Annotated in this window: 19 protein-coding genes and 1 pseudogene; 13 read left to right on the top strand and 7 right to left on the bottom strand. The window is 65.6% G+C overall.

Annotated features, from left to right (window positions below; translation table 11 throughout):
* The 4 genes and pseudogenes from AC5RV2_RS02610 to AC5RV2_RS02595 all read left to right on the top strand — a co-directional run.
* Window positions 1-173: pseudogene (locus AC5RV2_RS02610) on the top strand (single-stranded DNA-binding protein); the annotation flags it as partial.
* Window positions 174-232: 59 nt separating this feature from the next.
* A complete protein-coding gene (gene rpsR / locus AC5RV2_RS02605; RefSeq protein WP_136787674.1) occupies window positions 233-472 on the top strand; it encodes a 30S ribosomal protein S18 in 240 nt (79 codons plus the stop codon).
* Between the two features lie 27 nt (window positions 473-499).
* Window positions 500-949 carry a 50S ribosomal protein L9 gene (rplI, locus tag AC5RV2_RS02600; RefSeq protein ID WP_494024956.1) on the top strand — a complete coding sequence of 150 codons (450 nt, stop codon included), beginning with the start codon at window positions 500-502 and terminating at the stop codon, window positions 947-949.
* A 76-nt stretch (window positions 950-1,025) separates the two neighbouring features.
* Entirely contained in the window at window positions 1,026-1,865 is an 840-nt protein-coding gene (locus AC5RV2_RS02595; protein WP_494091046.1) for a PhzF family phenazine biosynthesis protein, read from the top strand.
* Window positions 1,866-1,875: 10 nt separating this feature from the next.
* Here the strand turns inward: AC5RV2_RS02595 and AC5RV2_RS02590 are convergent, their stop codons facing one another.
* On the bottom strand, window positions 1,876-2,313 hold the full coding sequence (locus AC5RV2_RS02590; RefSeq protein WP_494065331.1) for a DUF1801 domain-containing protein: 438 nt from the start codon (window positions 2,311-2,313) through the stop codon (window positions 1,876-1,878).
* Between the two features lie 115 nt (window positions 2,314-2,428).
* Window positions 2,429-3,217: a hypothetical protein gene (locus tag AC5RV2_RS02585; protein WP_494091045.1), complete on the bottom strand. Its 789-nt coding sequence runs from the start codon at window positions 3,215-3,217 to the stop codon at window positions 2,429-2,431.
* Window positions 3,218-3,710: 493 nt separating this feature from the next.
* On the opposite strand from AC5RV2_RS02585, the gene dnaB reads away from it, so the two are divergent.
* Window positions 3,711-5,078 (top strand): replicative DNA helicase, encoded by a 1,368-nt coding sequence (gene dnaB, locus AC5RV2_RS02580; protein ID WP_493941666.1) that lies wholly within the window; start codon window positions 3,711-3,713, stop codon window positions 5,076-5,078.
* 211 nt (window positions 5,079-5,289) lie between these two features.
* Here the strand turns inward: dnaB and AC5RV2_RS02575 are convergent, their stop codons facing one another.
* The 3 genes from AC5RV2_RS02575 to AC5RV2_RS02565 form a co-directional block, all read right to left on the bottom strand.
* A complete protein-coding gene (locus AC5RV2_RS02575; RefSeq protein ID WP_494091044.1) occupies window positions 5,290-5,988 on the bottom strand; it encodes a hypothetical protein in 699 nt (232 codons plus the stop codon).
* A gap of 77 nt (window positions 5,989-6,065) precedes the next feature.
* Window positions 6,066-7,073, bottom strand: coding sequence for an ArsR family transcriptional regulator (locus AC5RV2_RS02570; protein ID WP_494091043.1), 1,008 nt, complete (start codon window positions 7,071-7,073; stop codon window positions 6,066-6,068).
* 430 nt (window positions 7,074-7,503) lie between these two features.
* A complete protein-coding gene (locus tag AC5RV2_RS02565; protein WP_494091042.1) occupies window positions 7,504-8,457 on the bottom strand; it encodes a M20/M25/M40 family metallo-hydrolase in 954 nt (317 codons plus the stop codon).
* A 230-nt stretch (window positions 8,458-8,687) separates the two neighbouring features.
* Here AC5RV2_RS02565 and AC5RV2_RS02560 point away from each other — a divergent pair, with 230 nt between their 5' ends.
* The 7 genes from AC5RV2_RS02560 (at window position 8,688) to AC5RV2_RS02530 (ending at window position 14,267) form a co-directional block, all read left to right on the top strand.
* On the top strand, window positions 8,688-9,104 hold the full coding sequence (locus tag AC5RV2_RS02560) for an ester cyclase (RefSeq protein WP_494024961.1): 417 nt from the start codon (window positions 8,688-8,690) through the stop codon (window positions 9,102-9,104).
* Window positions 9,105-9,408: 304 nt separating this feature from the next.
* Window positions 9,409-10,581 (top strand): cytochrome P450, encoded by a 1,173-nt coding sequence (locus AC5RV2_RS02555; protein WP_494091041.1) that lies wholly within the window; start codon window positions 9,409-9,411, stop codon window positions 10,579-10,581.
* A complete protein-coding gene (locus AC5RV2_RS02550; RefSeq protein ID WP_494091040.1) occupies window positions 10,578-10,772 on the top strand; it encodes a ferredoxin in 195 nt (64 codons plus the stop codon). Before AC5RV2_RS02555 ends, AC5RV2_RS02550 begins: the two co-directional genes overlap by 4 nt.
* Window positions 10,773-10,774: 2 nt before the next feature.
* The gene (locus tag AC5RV2_RS02545; protein ID WP_494091049.1) at window positions 10,775-11,956 is read left to right on the top strand and encodes an NAD(P)/FAD-dependent oxidoreductase; all 1,182 of its coding nucleotides are present in this window, start codon (window positions 10,775-10,777) and stop codon (window positions 11,954-11,956) included.
* Between the two features lie 96 nt (window positions 11,957-12,052).
* Window positions 12,053-12,667: a TetR/AcrR family transcriptional regulator gene (locus AC5RV2_RS02540; RefSeq protein ID WP_494091039.1), complete on the top strand. Its 615-nt coding sequence runs from the start codon at window positions 12,053-12,055 to the stop codon at window positions 12,665-12,667.
* Between the two features lie 92 nt (window positions 12,668-12,759).
* Window positions 12,760-13,533 carry a hypothetical protein gene (locus tag AC5RV2_RS02535; protein WP_494091038.1) on the top strand — a complete coding sequence of 258 codons (774 nt, stop codon included), beginning with the start codon at window positions 12,760-12,762 and terminating at the stop codon, window positions 13,531-13,533.
* Window positions 13,534-13,808: 275 nt separating this feature from the next.
* On the top strand, window positions 13,809-14,267 hold the full coding sequence (locus AC5RV2_RS02530; RefSeq protein ID WP_494091037.1) for a sortase domain-containing protein: 459 nt from the start codon (window positions 13,809-13,811) through the stop codon (window positions 14,265-14,267).
* 40 nt (window positions 14,268-14,307) lie between these two features.
* Here AC5RV2_RS02530 and AC5RV2_RS02525 read toward each other — a convergent pair whose 3' ends face one another.
* Entirely contained in the window at window positions 14,308-15,324 is a 1,017-nt protein-coding gene (locus AC5RV2_RS02525; RefSeq protein ID WP_494091036.1) for an SDR family oxidoreductase, read from the bottom strand.
* A gap of 213 nt (window positions 15,325-15,537) precedes the next feature.
* Here AC5RV2_RS02525 and AC5RV2_RS02520 point away from each other — a divergent pair, with 213 nt between their 5' ends.
* Window positions 15,538-15,981, top strand: a complete 444-nt coding sequence (locus AC5RV2_RS02520) for a hypothetical protein (RefSeq protein WP_494091035.1) — start codon at window positions 15,538-15,540, stop codon at window positions 15,979-15,981.
* Window positions 15,982-16,472: 491 nt separating this feature from the next.
* On the opposite strand, the gene AC5RV2_RS02515 is transcribed toward AC5RV2_RS02520, so the two are convergent.
* Window positions 16,473-17,237 carry a 4a-hydroxytetrahydrobiopterin dehydratase gene (locus AC5RV2_RS02515; RefSeq protein ID WP_494091034.1) on the bottom strand — a complete coding sequence of 255 codons (765 nt, stop codon included), beginning with the start codon at window positions 17,235-17,237 and terminating at the stop codon, window positions 16,473-16,475.
* Between the last annotated feature and the right edge of the window lie 80 nt (window positions 17,238-17,317).

Raw genomic sequence — 17,317 nt, 5'->3', positions numbered from 1 at the left:
AAGGCGGCGGCTTTGGCGGCGGCGGCTTCGGCGGCGGCCAGAACCAGGGCGGTTGGGGCGGACAGCAGTCCGGCCAGCAGCCCGCACCCCAGGACGACCCCTGGGGAGCACCGGCCGGCGGTACCTCCGGCGGCTGGGGCAACGGTCCGGACTCCAACGAACCGCCCTTCTAAACACAAACCCCATCCCGTGGAAAAGATCCACGGGCTCCACACGATAAAGGAGCTCCACGATGGCTAAGGCTGAAATTCGTAAGCCCAAACCAAAGTCCAATCCCTTGAAGGCCGCTGACGTCACCGTCATCGACTACAAGGACGTAGCTTTGCTGCGCAAGTTCATCTCCGACCGCGGAAAGATCCGCGCCCGCCGCGTGACTGGCGTCACCGTGCAGGAGCAGCGCAAGATCGCACTGGCAATCAAGAATGCCCGCGAAGTTGCCCTGCTGCCCTACTCCGGCGCTGGCCGCGGCTAAGCGAAGCGAAGAGGAGAGAGTACTGACATGGCAAAGCTCATTCTGACCCACGAAGTGACCGGTCTCGGCACTGCTGGCGATGTCGTCGAGGTAAAGAACGGTTACGCCCGTAACTACCTTCTGCCCCGCGGCTTCGCCCTGACCTGGACCAAGGGCGGCGAGAAGCAGGTGGAGTCCATCAAGGCTGCACGTGCCGCTCGCGAGATCGCATCCCTGGAAGACGCGCAGCAGCTCGCTGCCCGTCTGTCCGCCAAGCCGGTCACGCTGACCGTCAAGGCCGGCGAGTCGGGACGCCTGTTCGGCACCGTCAAGCAGTCCGACGTTGCATCCGCTGTCGAGGCCGCCGGCCTCGGCGCCATCGACAAGCGCAAGGTCGAACTGACCGAGCACATCAAGTCGGTCGGCGACTACCAGGCGACCGTGCGTCTGCACGAAGAGGTCTCCGCCGTCATCGACCTGAAGGTCGTTGCAGGCTAACAGCCTTACTGTCGCTGCAGGCCGGGTCCGTCCAGGACCCGGCCTGCAGCGTTTAACGCCCGGTACGCTGTAGGACGTGAGCACACATCAGTTCAGCCAGGTGGACGTCTTCGCCACCGGACCGTGCACGGGCAATCCGCTGGCGGTCGTGTCGGGTGCCGGCGACGTGGGCGACGAGCAGATGCAGCGCTTCGCCAACTGGACCAACCTCTCCGAGACCACCTTCCTCCTGCCGCCCGAGAGTGCGGAGGCCGATTATCGGGTCCGGATCTTCACGCCCAGCGGCGAGCTGCCCTTCGCCGGCCATCCGACGCTGGGCACGGCCTACGTCTGGCTCGCCGCCGGCGGGCAGCCGAAGGCCGGGGGAGCGATCGTGCAGGAATGCGGCGCCGGCCTGGTCAAGGTCAAGCACGACGGCGGACGGCTGGCTTTCGCTGCGCCGCCGCGACGGCGGACCGGGCCGCTCCCCGAGGAGAACGTCGCGAAGATCTGCGCCGCGTTGGGGATTGAACGCGGGGACGTGCTGCGCCACCAGTGGGCGGACAACGGCCCCGAGTGGCAGGCCCTGCAGTTGCGCGACGCCCGGGCCGTCCTCGACGTCGTGCCCGACTATGCCGCCCTGTCACCGTTTGGCGTCGGCCTGATCGGCGCCCATCCCGGCGGCTCCGCCGTCGACTTTGAAGTTCGCGGGCTGATGGGCTTCGAGGACCTGCCGGCGGAGGACCCGGCGACCGGCAGCCTGAACGCCGCGCTGGCCCAGTGGCTGATCGACGAGGGAGCGGCACCCGCCGCCTACTGCGTTCGCCAGGGGACGGCGCTGGGCCGGGACGCGCGCGTTTACATCGACTCCGACGGCGGGGACGTCTGGGTCGGCGGGTCGGTCGAGACCGTGATCAGCGGGACAGTGGAGCTCTGAACCGGCCGCCCTAGCGCTGGCTCTGCAGGGACTCGTGGTCCGTGGTGGTCATGTGCCGGTACCCAAGCTCGATCAGTTCCCTGAGCACGTCGACGTCGATGTCTTCGAGCCTGTTGACGTAGAGGCACGAGGCGCCGGTTTTGTGCTTGCCCAGGCGCTCCAGCAGCGGTGCGGAGCCCGGCGCGTACGTCAGGCCGTAGAGTGCCAGGTTGGCCTTCCGCGGCGAGAAGCCCACGGCGGCGGCGTCACCCTCGCGGCCGCTGGCATATTTGTAGTGGTAGCTGCCGAAGCCGATGATCGAGGGGCCCCACATGACCGGCTCCTGCCCGGTCACCTCCCGCATGAGGCGCAACACGGTCTCGCCGTCGCGGCGCCGCACGGGGTGCTCCACCGACCCGAGGAACACGTCGACGGGTACGTCCGTGGGTGCAGTCTTGTTCTCGGCCATGGGTGAAGTGTTCCAGAAAGCCCTGCCCGCTGCCAGCACCGCCAAAGCCCTGCCCGCTGCCAGCACGCCAAGACCCGGGCCGTCGCGGCTCCGGTCGGGTGCTCCGGACCTGTAGTTAGGGCTCCTCGTCCGGCTCGATCAAATCCACGAATTCACGCGCTTCCAGCTCGGTCGCTTCCGAGTGCTCCAACAGCAACCGGATGGCGCCGTCGCGATCTCCCCCCAGCGCCGCGGTGCGGATGCGCCGAAACACGTCGTCGTTCAGGCGGGTGCTCGCCACCTCCCTGATGGTGTTGCCCTTGGACACGATGGCCCGGTACCGGTATCCGGCCGGCTCGGGAAGCGGGGCTGGAGCTGGCTCCGCCGGCGGCACAACCTCCTCAACGGGGTAGGGGGGTGCCGCCGCCCGGGATTCCTCGTCCTCGGGCGGGTGCGCAGCGGCTGCCGGCCGCGGTGCCTCGTCCTCCTGGCGCGCCATAGACGCCTCCCGGGCCTCTTTGTCCTCCGGGCCTGCCGGGGACGCCTCCCCGGACCCCTCGTCCTCCGGGCGGAGCGTAGGGGCAGCCTCCCGGCCGGGTGCCGTGTAGGGCTGCGGGTGCGCGGACATCTGCGCGACGGCGGAGGTAGCCTCCCGGAGCCCGGTACCGGTGGCGGTGCGGTATTCCCGGATCGCAGCAAAAGCCTGCCCCTGCGCGATCAGCGCGTAGACGGCTGTGTGTTGCTGCTGGTTCAAGCGCCCGCTGGCCGCCGCGGCGGCCTCCCGGGTCGTGGCAGCTGCCGGCCTCGCCGACGATCCGCTCCCCGGGCGGGGCCCGCGGGCTTTGTTACGCGAAAGCAACCGCATAATGACCAGGCCGATCACGACCACCAGTACGGCGATGAGCAACGGCACCACAAATTCCATACTTGAATCGTACGTCCCGCACCACGGCCCGTGCGCCAACAGCCTGCTAAAGCGGGCATCACACCCCTGTAATTCACGGCTGTGGATAACCAGTGGATAACTTTTGCCCCTACGCGCCTATTCCGATTCTGTCAACAGCAAAAATGGCGGGAAAATCAACAGCAAACTTCTTTTTGTCCACACCCCGTGGATAGCGTTTCCGCAGGTCAGGGCAGGGTTACTCGCGAGTCAACTATTCTTTCCACAGCTCTGCGCACAGCCTGTGCACAAGACACGCCCACTGATCCACATTTTATCCACAGGGGGAGTGGATAACTCGCTTGGTGGGAAGGGGGAAGGGGGTTACCGTTGCGGAGTATCCCACTCGCAGCCCGCACGCTGAATTGCAGTAGGCGCGCCTCCGGCGATCCGACGAAATGGTCCGATCCGGCTGGTAGTTCTGACTCTGAGGGGATGCGGTATCCGGTTCGAGGAGCAAAGAAAGCAGGCAGCGGTGTCGTTAGCGCACGCGGATTCGGCAACAGGTCGGGATTCCGAATTCGGCCGCACGCCGCCGCAAGACCTCGTGGCCGAGCAGTCCGTCCTGGGCGGCATGATGCTCTCCAAGGACGCCATCGCCGACTGCGTTGAAGTGCTCCGCGGCGTGGACTTCTACCGCCCCGCCCACGAAAGCATCTATGAGGCCATCATCGACCTCTACGGCCGTGGCGAACCGGCCGACGCCGTCACCGTTTCCGACCTGCTGACCAAGCGCGGCGAGATCTCCCGCATCGGCGGACCCGCCTATCTGCATACCCTGATCCAGTCCGTGCCCACGGCCGCCAACGCTGGCTTCTACGCGGAAATCGTGCGGGAACGTGCCGTGCTCCGGCGCCTGGTCGACGCCGGCACCAAGATCGTGCAGCTGGGTTACTCGCAGGACGGGGAAGTCGACGCCATCGTCAACCAGGCCCAGGCGGAGATCTACGCTGTCGCCGAGCGCCGCACCGCCGAAGACTACGTACCGCTCAAGGACATCATCGAAGGCACCGTCGACGAGATCGAATCCGCCGGCCACCGCGGCGAAGGCATGACCGGCGTGCCCACCGGCTTCTATGAACTCGACGAGCTCACCCAGGGCCTGCACGGCGGGCAGATGATCGTCATCGCGGCGAGGCCGGCCGTCGGCAAATCCACCTTCGCACTGGATTTTGCGCGGTCCGCCGCGATCAAGAACAACATGACCACGGTCTTCTTCTCCCTGGAAATGGGCCGGAACGAAATCGCCATGCGCCTCCTCTCCGCGGAAGCCACCATCGGCCTGCAGGACCTGCGCAAGGGCACCATCAAGGACGAGCAATGGGGCAAGATTGCCACCACCATGGGCCGGATGAATGACGCGCCCCTGTTCATCGACGACAGCCCCAACATGTCGCTGATGGAAATCCGCGCCAAGTGCCGGCGGCTCAAGCAGCGGCACGACCTGAAGCTGGTGGTGCTCGACTACCTCCAGCTGATGTCCTCCGGCAAGCGCGTCGAATCCCGCCAGCAGGAAGTCTCGGAGTTCTCCCGTGCCCTCAAGCTGCTCGCCAAGGAACTCGAAGTCCCCGTCATCGCGCTCTCCCAGCTGAACCGTGGCTCCGAGCAGCGTACGGACAAGAAGCCGATGGTTTCCGACCTTCGCGAATCCGGTTCGATCGAGCAGGACGCCGACATGGTCATCCTGCTCCACCGCGAGGACATCTACGACAAGGAATCTCCGCGCGCCGGCGAAGCCGACGTCATCGTCGCCAAGCACCGTAACGGCCCGACCAAGACGATCGTGGTCGGCTTCCAGGGCCACTACTCACGCTTTGCCAACATGGCGGTCGAGCACGGCTAGCAGCTTTAGGGTCTCCTCCCTATAGGGAGGGGTTCTACCGGTGCCCCGCTGGCTTGAGGGCGCCGCGGTCGTGGGCCAGGCGGGTGGCGGCATGCGTGATCGCGGCGGTCATGATGCTCAGCGCCTCCAGATTGACGTTGCTGAGGTCATCGCCCGGCTGATGGTAGTTCGGATCGCGGGGTGGAGCGCACCCCGGACGCCAGCGGAGCGGTCAGGACGGTCGCGCGACATGCCTCTTGATCAACGCCGAGATCCTCGGCGGTACCGACCGGGAAGAATTTGGTTCGATCCGCCCCTCATCGCACATCCCAGCCAGCATATGCAGGGCTGCCGCAGCGTCTTTCCGTGTCCCCTTCAGGGGCTCCACGTCCAGCTTCCAGGATGTCAGGCGGTCACGATGCTCCTGTGCAATCTCCAAAAGCGAGGAGATGTCACTCAGATCCTTCTCGGCAAAACGATGCCGCCAGACCAATGCCTTCAGGACCAGAGCCGCTTCTACGTCGGGGACCAGCACCACGAACTCCAGCGCGGCCCCGGATAGCGGGCGGGCCTTCACTTCCATCACTAGGGGGTCGGCAGCCAAAGCCAGGGACAAGCCGGGGGCGGAATCGAATCCGCGCTCACCAATTTGCTCTGTCACACCAGGGGTCCCGTGCGGCACCAGCAGGTCTACCTGAAGCGTCTTGCCGTCCCCGGCCGGCTTCTCGTAGGAGTTGCCGGCCGTCGCGGTGTAGCCGCGCTCCAGTAGCTGTTCATGCAACCCCTGGCCGGCCGCCGTGGCACGGTCGATCCCGGCGTCCGCATCCGAGGTCGTGCGCGGGATGGCCAGCGGTGTCGGGTAGGCGTGGATGAGCATTTGCACCATATGGCCGCCCACCAGCCGGTATTCCGTGTCCCCGGCGGCTTCCACTAGGTCGGCCACTGCCTGGTAGCCGAGATCGGAGGCCCGAGAGGCGGAATCAACAGTGACGGCGATGCGTGCGCCGTTCACAGGCTGCCGTCCAGGATCGCTGCACGGAGACGCTGAGCGGCTTCTTCAGCGTCCGGGCCCGGGCTCCGCATGAGATCCCACAAGGTAATCAGTGGATCGGCCAGGGGCTGGCCGGCCAAGTGGCCATCGGCTGGCCGGCCGGCCATGCGGGCGACGGTCCAGAGTGAGGTGTCGGCCGGGATGGTGGCCACCAGAGTGGCCGTGTCCGGGTCGGCCGGGGTGAAAGCGGCATCCGTCAGGTCCACGGACTGCCTCACGTACAGCTGTGCTCGGGTCGGAAGCCTCCACGGCGCGTAAGAGTCCGCCGCCACGTCACCAGAGAGCAGCGGGTCCCCCTCCATGGACTGAGCATATTTGGCGGCGTCGCGGGCTTGTTGCACGGGGGCGTCCAGTCCGTACCAGTACGTGGATGCACCGCCAGGGCCGGGGTACTCATCGAGCCATTTGTCCAGCAGTGCCGCGCGGTCCTCCGGCTCCCAGCCGAAGGGGCGGCGCACGATGTGGTCCCGCAGCTGCTTGATCGCAGAAGAGACGGCGGGCTGGGAGATCCCGGCGAGTGGGGCGATGTCGATCTGCGCCATCGGGTGATGGGCGAGAATCAGGATGCGCTCGACGGCCCAGCGCCCCCATGCGTTGCGGTGCTTGTGGACGCGTTCGTTTCTCGCGTGGTCGGGCTCGCGTTTGAGGTATTCACCGCCGATGATGACGGTGGCCGGTTCCAAGGCGACGAGGTCGACCAGGCCAGCTTCGGCGGCTTCGCTGACGGCTGCCCCGGGCTTGTTGGTGAAGTAGATGAGCCGGATTCTCTGGTTGGCCCTGAGGTCCGTCAGGATGCGGCTGGGAGTCGGCGGCTGGATCGTAACCTTGATCGATGCTTCGAACATGGGCCGGTCGCGTGCGGTGAGGGACATGCGTTCGAGGTTGCCGGCGGAGGTTCGCACGCCTGCGCGCCGGAGGATGTCCAGGCCTTTGGTGATGATGCTGCTGGGCGTCAGTGCATCCAAGTTGGTTCCCCTATCCCTTGTAGTGGGTGCTGTCAAATAACTCTATCTGCGTTTTCCTGTTTCTACTTATACCGGGTTGGGCCCTCCCGCAGGGACCCCCTCCCCGATCCCCGCATGGCACCGACCCCCAAAGGCCGGAAGGACGCCGCCCGCTCCTGTGCAACCGCATGGATCGCAGGCATTGAAGCCAGGCAGGCCCGAGCCGTGGAAGGGACAGCATCATGACGGAAACCAACAGCGGCCGGCCTTGAGCCGCCTCGGAATACTGGAGAAAAGTGATGTTGCTTTGCACGTATATGCAAGATGACAAGATCCTTGAGAAGCGGCCATGACAGATACGTGGGGATTGCCGGCGCCGACGGTGGACGAATGCCAACTGGGTTGAGACCCTACAAGCAGCTTTAGGGTCTCCTCCCTATAGGGAGGGGTTCTACCGGTGCCCCGCTGGCTTGAGGGCGCCGCGGTCGTGGGCCAGGCGGGTGGCGGCATGCGTGATCGCGGCGGTCATGATGCTCAGCGCCTCCAGATTGACGTTGCCGAGGTCATCGCCCGGCTGATGGTAGTTCGGATCGCAGGGCCGCTTGGCGGTGCCGCCGAAGAGGCGGGCCTGCTTGGTGGTTTTCTTCTCGTCGTCTCCGCTGTACAGCCCGCCCACGGCGACACCTTTCCTGACGAAAGACAACTGATCCGAGTCCATGTCCCAATCGGTGGCGACCCAGGGCTGGTCGTGGGCGTCGAAGTAGTCGGTGAAGACGTCCATGATCTCCGTCGAGCCTTCCGGCACGTCGCAATGGGGCTTGGGGTCCCGTGCGTCGTAGACCCCGATGATGGGGTTGGGCGAGGCGATCATGTCGAAGTTCAAGTAGGCCGCGATCCTGTCGAGTGCCTCGCTGTCGCTCTTGGCCAGGTGCTTGACGTAGTGCCGGGACCCGTACTCTTTCTTGTACTCCTCGGCACCCCACCAAGCGAAGCGCACCGTATTGCTGAGGCCCTCCTGCCGGCCGAGCGCTTTGGCGGCCTCCAACACGGCCGCCACCCCTGAGCCGTTGTCATTGATCGCCGGACAGCCCGGCACCCCGTCGAGGTGGGCCCCGAGCATGATCACGTTCTCGTCGCTGCCGGATGCGGTCTCGGCGAGGATGTTGAAGGTCTCCATCCGCTCACCGCGGTGTTTGAAGGTGAAATACTGACGCGTGCTGCGATAGCCGGCGCTGGCGAGTTGGCGTTCGACGTACTGGGCCGCGGCCTCGTACCCGGAGGTGCCGGTGGCACGGTCGCCGTACTCCTCGGCCAGGGCCTGAAACGTCTGCAAATGCTCGTAGGCAGCGGGAACCTTGCCCAGTGAGATGACGGGACCTGATCTTAGGCGCTGGCTCAGCTTCATATCGTCCCTATCCAGTGCGACACGGAGACGGTGGCAGTCTAACCTCCCGGTACAGGTCAGCGATACCTTTGCGGCCGGTCCGCAAGGGGTGGGGATCAAGTCCCTTGGCCGTCGGCCCGTTCCCGAAACATCCCGGTACGGGGAAGGCCCCGTTATCCCCCGGCGTGTCGCAGTGTCGCCGGTGGGAGCATTGCAACCGGGGGGATTTCCAACGAGGAAAGGAATCGAAAATGGCAGGCGGATCAGGACTGATCGAGCGGTTCTACCGGGAAATCATGGAGAGAGGAAATCTTGACCTGATCGACGAGTTGGGCAGCGAAAACTACACGGATCATGAAGAGCCCTTCCCCGGGCAACCGCCCGGCCTGGAAGGCATCAGGTTCTACGTCACATCGTTCAGGTCGGCCTTCCCGGACATCAGTGTGAAGTCCATCGAGCCTACGATGGTCGACGGGGACCTGGAGGCAGCCCGTGTCGTCCTCACCGGCACTCACCAGGGCGAGCTGATGGGTACGGCTCCCACCGGAAATACAGTGGAGTTCAGCGGCGTCGACATCGTCCGCGTCCAGGACGGAAAGGTGGTCGAGCACTGGGGATCGACCGACACGCTGAAGATGCTTCAGCAGATCGGCGCCGTCCAGATGTAACTGACCACTACGTACAAAGTGGGCCTGGGCGCGAGTACGCCTAGGCCCTCTTATATTTCCACTGCGCTTTCGGCACGCCCGTCGTTTCCCCGGTCTGGATGCCTCTCGCCAACGGCCCGCGCGGGCCAGAACACCTTACAAGGCGTCGCGCGGTGATGCACACCATAATTTCACTTGACACGCTGTAAAGCTTCCAGGCAGACTGTGTTCTACGCCTCATTGCCGAGGCGCGGCTCTCCGAAGCTATGGGCGTCCGCATCGTCCGCTTCCGAACCCGCACCCAGGACGATCAAAGGAGCACACCGTGACCGCACCGATCGAAGCAGACATCGACATCTGGGATGACGACGTCCTCGTCGACCCCTACAGCACCTACGCCGCCCTGCGCGAGCAGGCCGGGGTAGTCCGCCTGCCGAAGAACGATCTCTACGTCCTGACGCGCTACGACATCATCCGCGATGTCCTCGCCGATCCGGAGACGTTCTCCTCCACGAGCCTCGGCTTCAACCCGATGGTGAACGAGGCACTGCAGGGCACCTCGCTGGCCTCCGACCCGCCCACGCACACCCAGTTGCGCGCGACCCTGTCGGAGAACCTGACGCCGCGCGCCCTGCGCGGGCTGAAGGTCACCATTGACGAGAAGGCAGACAAGCTCGTCGCCGAGCTCGTCGCCAGCGGCAGCTTCGAAGCCATTGACTCGTTGGCGCGCGCCTTCCCGCTCGAAATCGTCGCCGACCTCATCGGCTTCAGCGGCCACGTGAAGGACAACATGCTGCGCTGGGGGCAGGCCGCGATGCAGGTCCTCGGACCCATGAACCACCGCACCCAGGAGAACTTCCCGATCGCCGGCGAGCTCTACGGCTGGTGCTCCTCCGTTACCGCCGAGGACCTCACCCTGGGGTCGATCGGTCGCGGCATCTTCGACGCCGAGACCCGCGGCGACATCCCGGAAGGGGCCGCCGGGCATATCATCCACCAGTACCTGGGCGCCGGCGTCGACACCACGATCGCCTCCATCGGAAACATCGTCGCACTCTTCGGACGCCACCCGGAGCAGCTCGAGCTCGTCCGCCAGAACCCGGAGCTCGTGCCCGCGGCGTTCGCCGAGGTGCTGCGCTACTGGCCCCCGATCCACATCTGGGGCAGGACCGCGACCCGCGACGTCGAAATTGATGGGGCAACCGTACCCGCAGGAGCCCAGCTGGGCATCCTGTTCGGCGCCGGCAACCGCGACCCGCGGCACTATGAGAATCCCGACGTCTTCGACGTCACGCGCAACCCGGTGGACCATCTCAGTTTCGGCTACGGGCCGCACGGGTGCGCCGGCCAGGGCCTGGCGAAGCTTGAGGCCCACGCGATCATCGAGGCCCTGGCCCGCAGGACGAAGGTGTTGGAGATTGGGGACGAGGTCCGCGTGCCCAGCAACATCACCCGCAGCCACGAACGCCTCGACGTCGTGAAGGCGGTGGCAGTGTGAGGATCGAACTTGACCGCCCCCGCTGTGAAGGACACGGACTCTGCGAGGAGGCCGCGCCCAAGCTCATGCACCTCGACGACGACGGCGAACTGGTGATCGACGTCCCCCAGGTCGACGGCGCGGAGCTGGACGCCGCGAAGGCCGCGGTACGGGTGTGCCCGGTGGCGGCGCTGCGGCTGGCGGAAAAGTGACCATGCGGCGAATCGTCGTCGTCGGCAACGGCATTGCCGGGCTCACCGCGTGCGACTCGCTGCGCTCGAACGGATTCGACGGCGCGTTGACCGTCGTCGGGGCCGAGCCGCACCACCCGTACAGCCGCCCGGCCCTCTCGAAGGCGCTGCTGCACGGCGACGGCGGGCTGCAAGCCCACGAGTTGCCCGAGCCAACCCACGAAGCGACCGAACTTCTCGGCGTCAGCGCCACAGGCATCGACCCGGAGGCGAGAGTCGTCCGGACCGACGGCGGCGAAGAGCTGCCGTATGACGGACTGGTTATCGCCTCCGGTTCACGGGCCAAGCGGCTCAGCGCCAGTCCGCTGCCCGGGGGCGCGCCCCCGGAGCTCACGCTGCGCACGATTGAGGACGCGGTGGAACTCAAGCAGCGGGTCGCGGGCCGCCCCTCGGTGATCGTGGTCGGCGGCGGGCCGTTGGGCATGGAGATCGCATCGGGCTGCCTGCACGTCGGCTGCGAGGTCACGCTGGTCTCCGACGTGCAGCCCCTCTCGCGCCAACTCGGCGACCACCTGTCCGGGATCTTCACTGCCGCCGCCGCCCGGCGCGGGCTGCGGTTCGTCGGCGGCAGCAGGGCGCGATTGGTGGACTCCGGCTCGGGGACGCGGGTTGCCCTTGGCGACGGCACCCTGCTCGAGGCCGACCTCGTCGTCACGGCCATCGGCGACGAGCCGAACATCGAGTGGCTGGCCGGTTCGGGTCTCCTCGTCGACGGGGCGCTGCGCGCCGATTCACGCGGCCGGGTCCGGCCGGACGTTGTTGCCGCCGGCGATGTGGCGTTCTTCCCGACCGGCCGCGGGGTAGGGCGGGTGCCGTTGTGGACCAGCGCCATCGACCAGGCCAAGGCCGCGGCTGCCGGCCTGCTCAAAGGCGATGCGGCGCCGGAACTCGGCTTCCAACCGTACTTCTGGACCGAAGGATTCGGCCTCTCCCTCAAGGCGATCGGCTTCACGCCGGTGACCGGGGCGCCCGACTACCTGGAGCCGGGCGCGGAGGCCGACTCGATGCTGCTGCGTTGGGACGGCGCGGACAGCGGCCCCGGAACCGCGGCGGCGATCAACTACCGCATCCCCATTCCCAAACTGCGGCGGCTCGCCAATAGCGGTCCGCCGGCGCTGCAACCGGCTACGCCGGCAAAGCTGTGAGCAGGTGCCGGTCCTGACGATACGTCGGGGTTCCAGCGGAAGCAGGGGTGCCGTTCTCCCGGATAGGCGTCCCTGCGCCACGGAAAGGAATGCCTCATGCCGTCGCTTCGAGAAGCCCGGAAACAGCTGACCCGCGACAGGATCGTCGAACGGGCGCTCAAACTCTTCATCGAGAAGGGATACGCCGCCACGACGATCGACGATATCGCCGCCGCTGCCGGCACCACCCGGGTGACCTTCTACGCGTACTACCCCTCGCGGAGCGATCTGATGAAGGACTTCATGGCCCGGGTGAATGCGGTCCTTGACCGCGCCGGCGGACCCGACGACGCCTCGACGGCCCCCGAGCTCGTGGACGTGGTCCGCGTGGGCGAGCTCGCGGGCATCCTCGACTGGCTTGAGTCGCGCGCGGCGCTCTGGCCCGTCTTCCGCCCCTATCTGGACGTCCTCGACGAGGCTGCCGCCGTCGACCGGGAAGTGCGGGCCCTGGTGATGGACTGGCGTGAGGAAGTAGTCTCCGACCTCGTCCGCGGCATGCAGCAGGCCGGCCGCTTTGCGGGGGAGACGCACCAGGTCCGCGGGACGCTCGCCTTCACCGAGCTCAACTACGTCTCCACCCTCTGGACGGGCCGCACATCAAAACCCAACCGTGACCAGGCGCTCGGGGTCCTCGCGGGAAGCTGGCACCACCTGCTCTGCGACGAAGGCTGAGCCGAGGGCTTTTCAGATGGCGGGCGTTGGATTAGGGTGTGACGCACGGGAAAACCGTAAGCACCCTTACTATTTTCTGAGAGGCCTACATCATGAAGGCACAGACTCTTCTCATTGCCCCTGCCGTCGCGCTTGGCGCCATGGCTTTCGCGGCCGGGCCGGCCGTAGCCCAAGACGGCGTGTGGCAGGCTGACCTTGCACCGGCCAACAACAGCGGAACCGCCGGACAGGCGATGATCGAGATACACGGACAGCAGGCAACGGTCAGCATGAACGTCTCGGGCGCCGCGGAAATCTGGATGAACGCGCCGTTCCCACATGGCCAACACATTCACATCGGCGGCCAGGGGTTATGCCCGGGGCCGGCAGCAGACACCGACGGCGACGGCGTCGTCAGTTCACCCGAGGGCGAACCGTATGCCGGTGCCGTCAGTACGTCGCTGACGGTCCAGGGGGACACCAGCCCGGCCTCGATAGTGGCAAACGACCGCTTCCCCGCCGGCGGCGCCTACACCTATCAGCGGACCCTGACCTTAGATCCGGCAACAATAGTGGCGATCCAGGCCGGATCTGCAACGGTGGAGGTCCACGGCGTGGACCCGAACAGGCTTCCTCCGGCTGCCCAGCAAAAAATGAGCCCTGAAGCCCCGGGGCTGCCGCTCGCTGCCACACTTTCCGCGGCCTGCGGAACCCTGGTCGCCTCCCAGATGACCGGGCCGATGCCTGGTGCTGCCCCCGACACAGGCATCGATACGCCCGCGCAAACAGACGGAAGCGCGATGTCCGTCGCCGCAGGTCTCGGAGTGCTGCTTGCCGCCGGCGCGACGGCGGCCGTTGCCCGCAGGCGTTCCGCTCCCAGGGACTGATCGGCGTGAAGACGGCAAGGACAGGGCCACCCTTCTTCACCGGGCTGGCCCTTGTCCTGGCCATGAATGCGGGGTGCGCTGCACCCTCCGCTACCGGGTCGCTGCCGCCCTCCGCACCCTCGAGCGCCGCCGTCGAGCAGGCTCCCCGCCCGGCCCAAGGAGCTGAATCGGGGCAAAAGCCGGAGCAAGCTGCCGGAAACACGGCCGCTCCCCAAACAGCCGTTCCCGCTACAGGCGGCGATTCCCTCGTGTTGGAGAAAGCCAGGCCTTCAGCCGTGAGCATTCCCCGGATTGGTCTTCGCAGCGACATCATCGGCCTCGCTCAGCGGGAGGATCGCACCTTGGAGGTGCCGCCCGAAGAGGCCGGTTCCCCGGCCGGGTGGTACATCAATTCCCCGACGCCGGGGGAGAAGGGGCCCTCGATCCTCCTGGGCCACGTCAACGCCCTGGGCGGGGGGCCGGGCGTTTTCGCCAGGCTGCAGGAACTGGTCCCCGGAGACGAAGTCAGGGTCGAGCGTGAGGATGGCACGACCGCGGTCTTCCGGCTGACGGTCATTGAACGCTATGCCAAAGACAACTTCCCGGCCCTGCAGGTGTACGGGAATACCAAGCAGGCGGAGATCCGGCTGATCACCTGCGACGGGTACAACCCACAGAACGGCAGGTTCGAAGATAACCTTGTTGCCTACGGAAAACTCACGGCCGCCACCGGAGGCGCGGGGGACAAGGGGTGAACGTGCTGACCGCGCAGTGCGCCGTCAATGCGGGGCGAAATTACGCGGTCCGCGTCGCTGGCCCACCGGAATCAAGGTAGCGCCGGGCAAGGGCGCTGGTGAGCTTTCCGGCGGCGGTGAGGACGAGCAGGGTGGCGCCTGTCCTGCGGAGCGCAGTTTTTCTTCTTCCGTGCCAGCCGCCTCCCGTTGCTGGATTCGGGTGCGAGGGCTGAGGTGCGTAGAGGTTTCCCGCGGTCGTGGGCGCTGGCTCACTGCGCGAAAGATGTGTCCTGTTGACCTGAGCTGCCATGGCGCCTTCCATCAAGCGCGGGGTGAGCCTGTGCTGCAAGGCCATGACCCGTCCGAGCGGCCCGACGACGGCTTCGGCGCGGGGGGAGACCGCCAATACGGTGATGGCTTTGGCAACCCTTTCCGCCGTGTACACAGGCGGCATGGCCAGGGCCTTGCGGCCGGTGTAGTTGCCGGCGTGCTGGAAGAACGGGGTATCGATGGTCGCCGGCAGAAGCGTGCAGACCCTAAGGTTTTTCCTGCCGGTGAGCCGCAGTTCCGAGCGCAGGCTAACACCCAGGGCGCGGATGGCGGCCTTGGACATCGAATAGGCGGAGGTGTAGGGCTGGGCAATTTCCCCCACGACGGAGGAAACGTTGATGACCACGCCCGCTCCCTGCTGCTGCATCTGCGCCAGCGCGGCCCGGCACCCGTGCACATAGCCCATCACGTTGACGTCGATAAGGCGCCGGAAGTCCTCGACAGGTGCCTTCAGGAATGGAGCGAAATAGCTCACCGCGGCGTTATTGACCCAGACGTCGATTCTGCCGAAGCGTGCTACCGCGCGGTCCGCGAGTTCCTGCACGGCAGCGGCGTCACTGACATCGGTCGGCACTGCCAGTGCTTGCGCCCCGCGCCGTTCACATTCGACGGCAAGCGTTTCCAAAGCCTGTGCCCGGCGGGCCGCGATCACAACGCGGGCGCCCTTCCGGGCGAAACGGAGGGCAGCGGCGCGGCCTATTCCGCTTGACGCGCCGGTGATCACAACGACGGAATCCTTGATGCGCATGACCGCTCCTCCTCGATGGTGGGCCGGGGTGCCCGATCGGGGCAGCCTGTTGGTGCTAAACCCTGTTTTTATAAGCCTGCTTACTGTTTCGGTAAACGCTAGCCATGGCCCTCGCGGTCCGCAAGGGAGGCCCTGATTGCCGGGACTTTTGGTGTGGCCAGCGGCGGGGTCTCCTGATTCAGTGAGATCTGCCGGGCGGCCGGCACCGGTGCTTTGGCCGGACTCATCGGGGCGGGGGTGACGACAGTAGGGGAGAAGGTTGAGCAGGCGATCACCGGCCGTCGGAACTCCTACGTACCTGCCCGCGCCCTGCTGACCCTGCTCGGTCAACGGCCCGCCAACGATGCCAAGCCCTTTCTGTGGAACCACCTGATGCATTACTGCACCGGTGCCAGCCTCGGTGCTTTGAGGGGAGTGTGGGCCATCACGGGCATTCGCGGACTGCATGCCAACCTATGGCACACCGTGAGGCGACTGGGCTTTGACCAAACAATTGAGAACGCCACCGGGGCCGGTTCCCCACCAATCACCTGGCCGGCCGAGGAGAAAGCAGTGGACATCCTCCACAAAACAATATTCTCGATGGTGACCGGAATGGCGGCCGACCGAATGCTGCCGCCGAGGTTAGCGTCCGACCACGGGCGCACCAGTCATTGAATCGCCACGCCCTAAAACTGTTGCCCCAAACCTATTCCGCCCATACCCTGAGCTCAACGACAGGAGACAGGTATGGAATTCGCCATCATCGTTGCCATCCTTTGTGCGGCGTGTATTGCCTGGGTGGTGTTGGGTGCCCGCGCCGACCGCCGACCAGTAAAGGGTGCCCGGGCTCCCGTGAGCACGGATGCGGCCAGCACGGGAGCCTTTGGAGCCACTGCCTACGGAGGAGATGCCGGAGGCGGCGGTGGCGGCGACTGCGGCTGACAGGAAACAAGAAGCCCGGACCGCCGTCGGTCCGGGCTTTTCCTGTGGTGACGGTCAGTGCTGACAACCCCTTCTGATGTTGCCAGTCCTGCGAAGGGAGCCGGATGTCCATGGCTTCGAATATCAACTTAATCCCGTCTGGCGCTGTGGCCGGGTCATTAGCCCCCGGACGGACATGGAATCCCAATGGTTTCACGGCCGCATAGCAGCGTGGACCGACCCGTCTAGTCGCCGCGTCCGGCTTCAGTACTGATGCATAACCGGTTGCCTTGGGCATCGGTGGCCACTACCCACATGGGTGCATGTTCATCATCGAGTGTGGCACCAATGCTTACCAGGGCATCCAGAGTCGAGGCGCTCTCGCTGAAGGGGACAGTGACGTCCAAGTGGAAACGATTCGCACTGGGACTCTGAGACTCCTGAAACCAGATGGCCGGACCCCTGCCGTAGGGATCTATCAGGCTTCCGTCTTCGTGCATCTTGTAGCCCAGTGCAGTTCGCCAGACTTCCGAAATGGCTTCCGGGGCATCTGTGTCTATGGCTATCTCCACTGTGCGCAAGAGTCCAGGGAGGGGCGTGGCGCTATGGGCGTGGGCCTGCTTCGATATCGAGCGGGCCAGCGTTACGTCGCGCTCCGTCACCCTGTCTCCGGCATCGTGCGAAGTTAGCGTGATGAACAAAGTGTCGAACCGCCAGTCCACGTCAGGGTGGTGGTCGGATTCCTGCGCCAGCCCGCCAATGGTGGAAAGCAGATCCAAGGCAGCTGCGGATGATTTACATCGAAATGCGGTCCGCAAGGCACCCAGACCGTAGCGCCATTCCGGCAACTGGAGCAGATTTGCTTGGATTTGCTCCTGGTTCAGAACATCTCTTGCTTGCATAACTTTCCCCTCCAGTTTCGAGTTAGGGCTTGAGCCTTCCAAAGTATCTGGAATGCCCGGGGGCGCACTCTCCGAATTCCGGCTGGTTCCGATTTTGAGTTCGGTCACCGGGAATGCTGTGTGTAACGATATCCGGAGCCGTAGTTATGGTGATTCACGCCAAGATGAACCCGGCTATTCCCAATGAG

This window comes from Arthrobacter sp. Y3225116 (assembly GCF_059091245.1).
The sequence above is the reverse complement of the archived record's forward strand: the minus strand, read 5'-3'. Positions and strand labels throughout refer to the sequence as shown.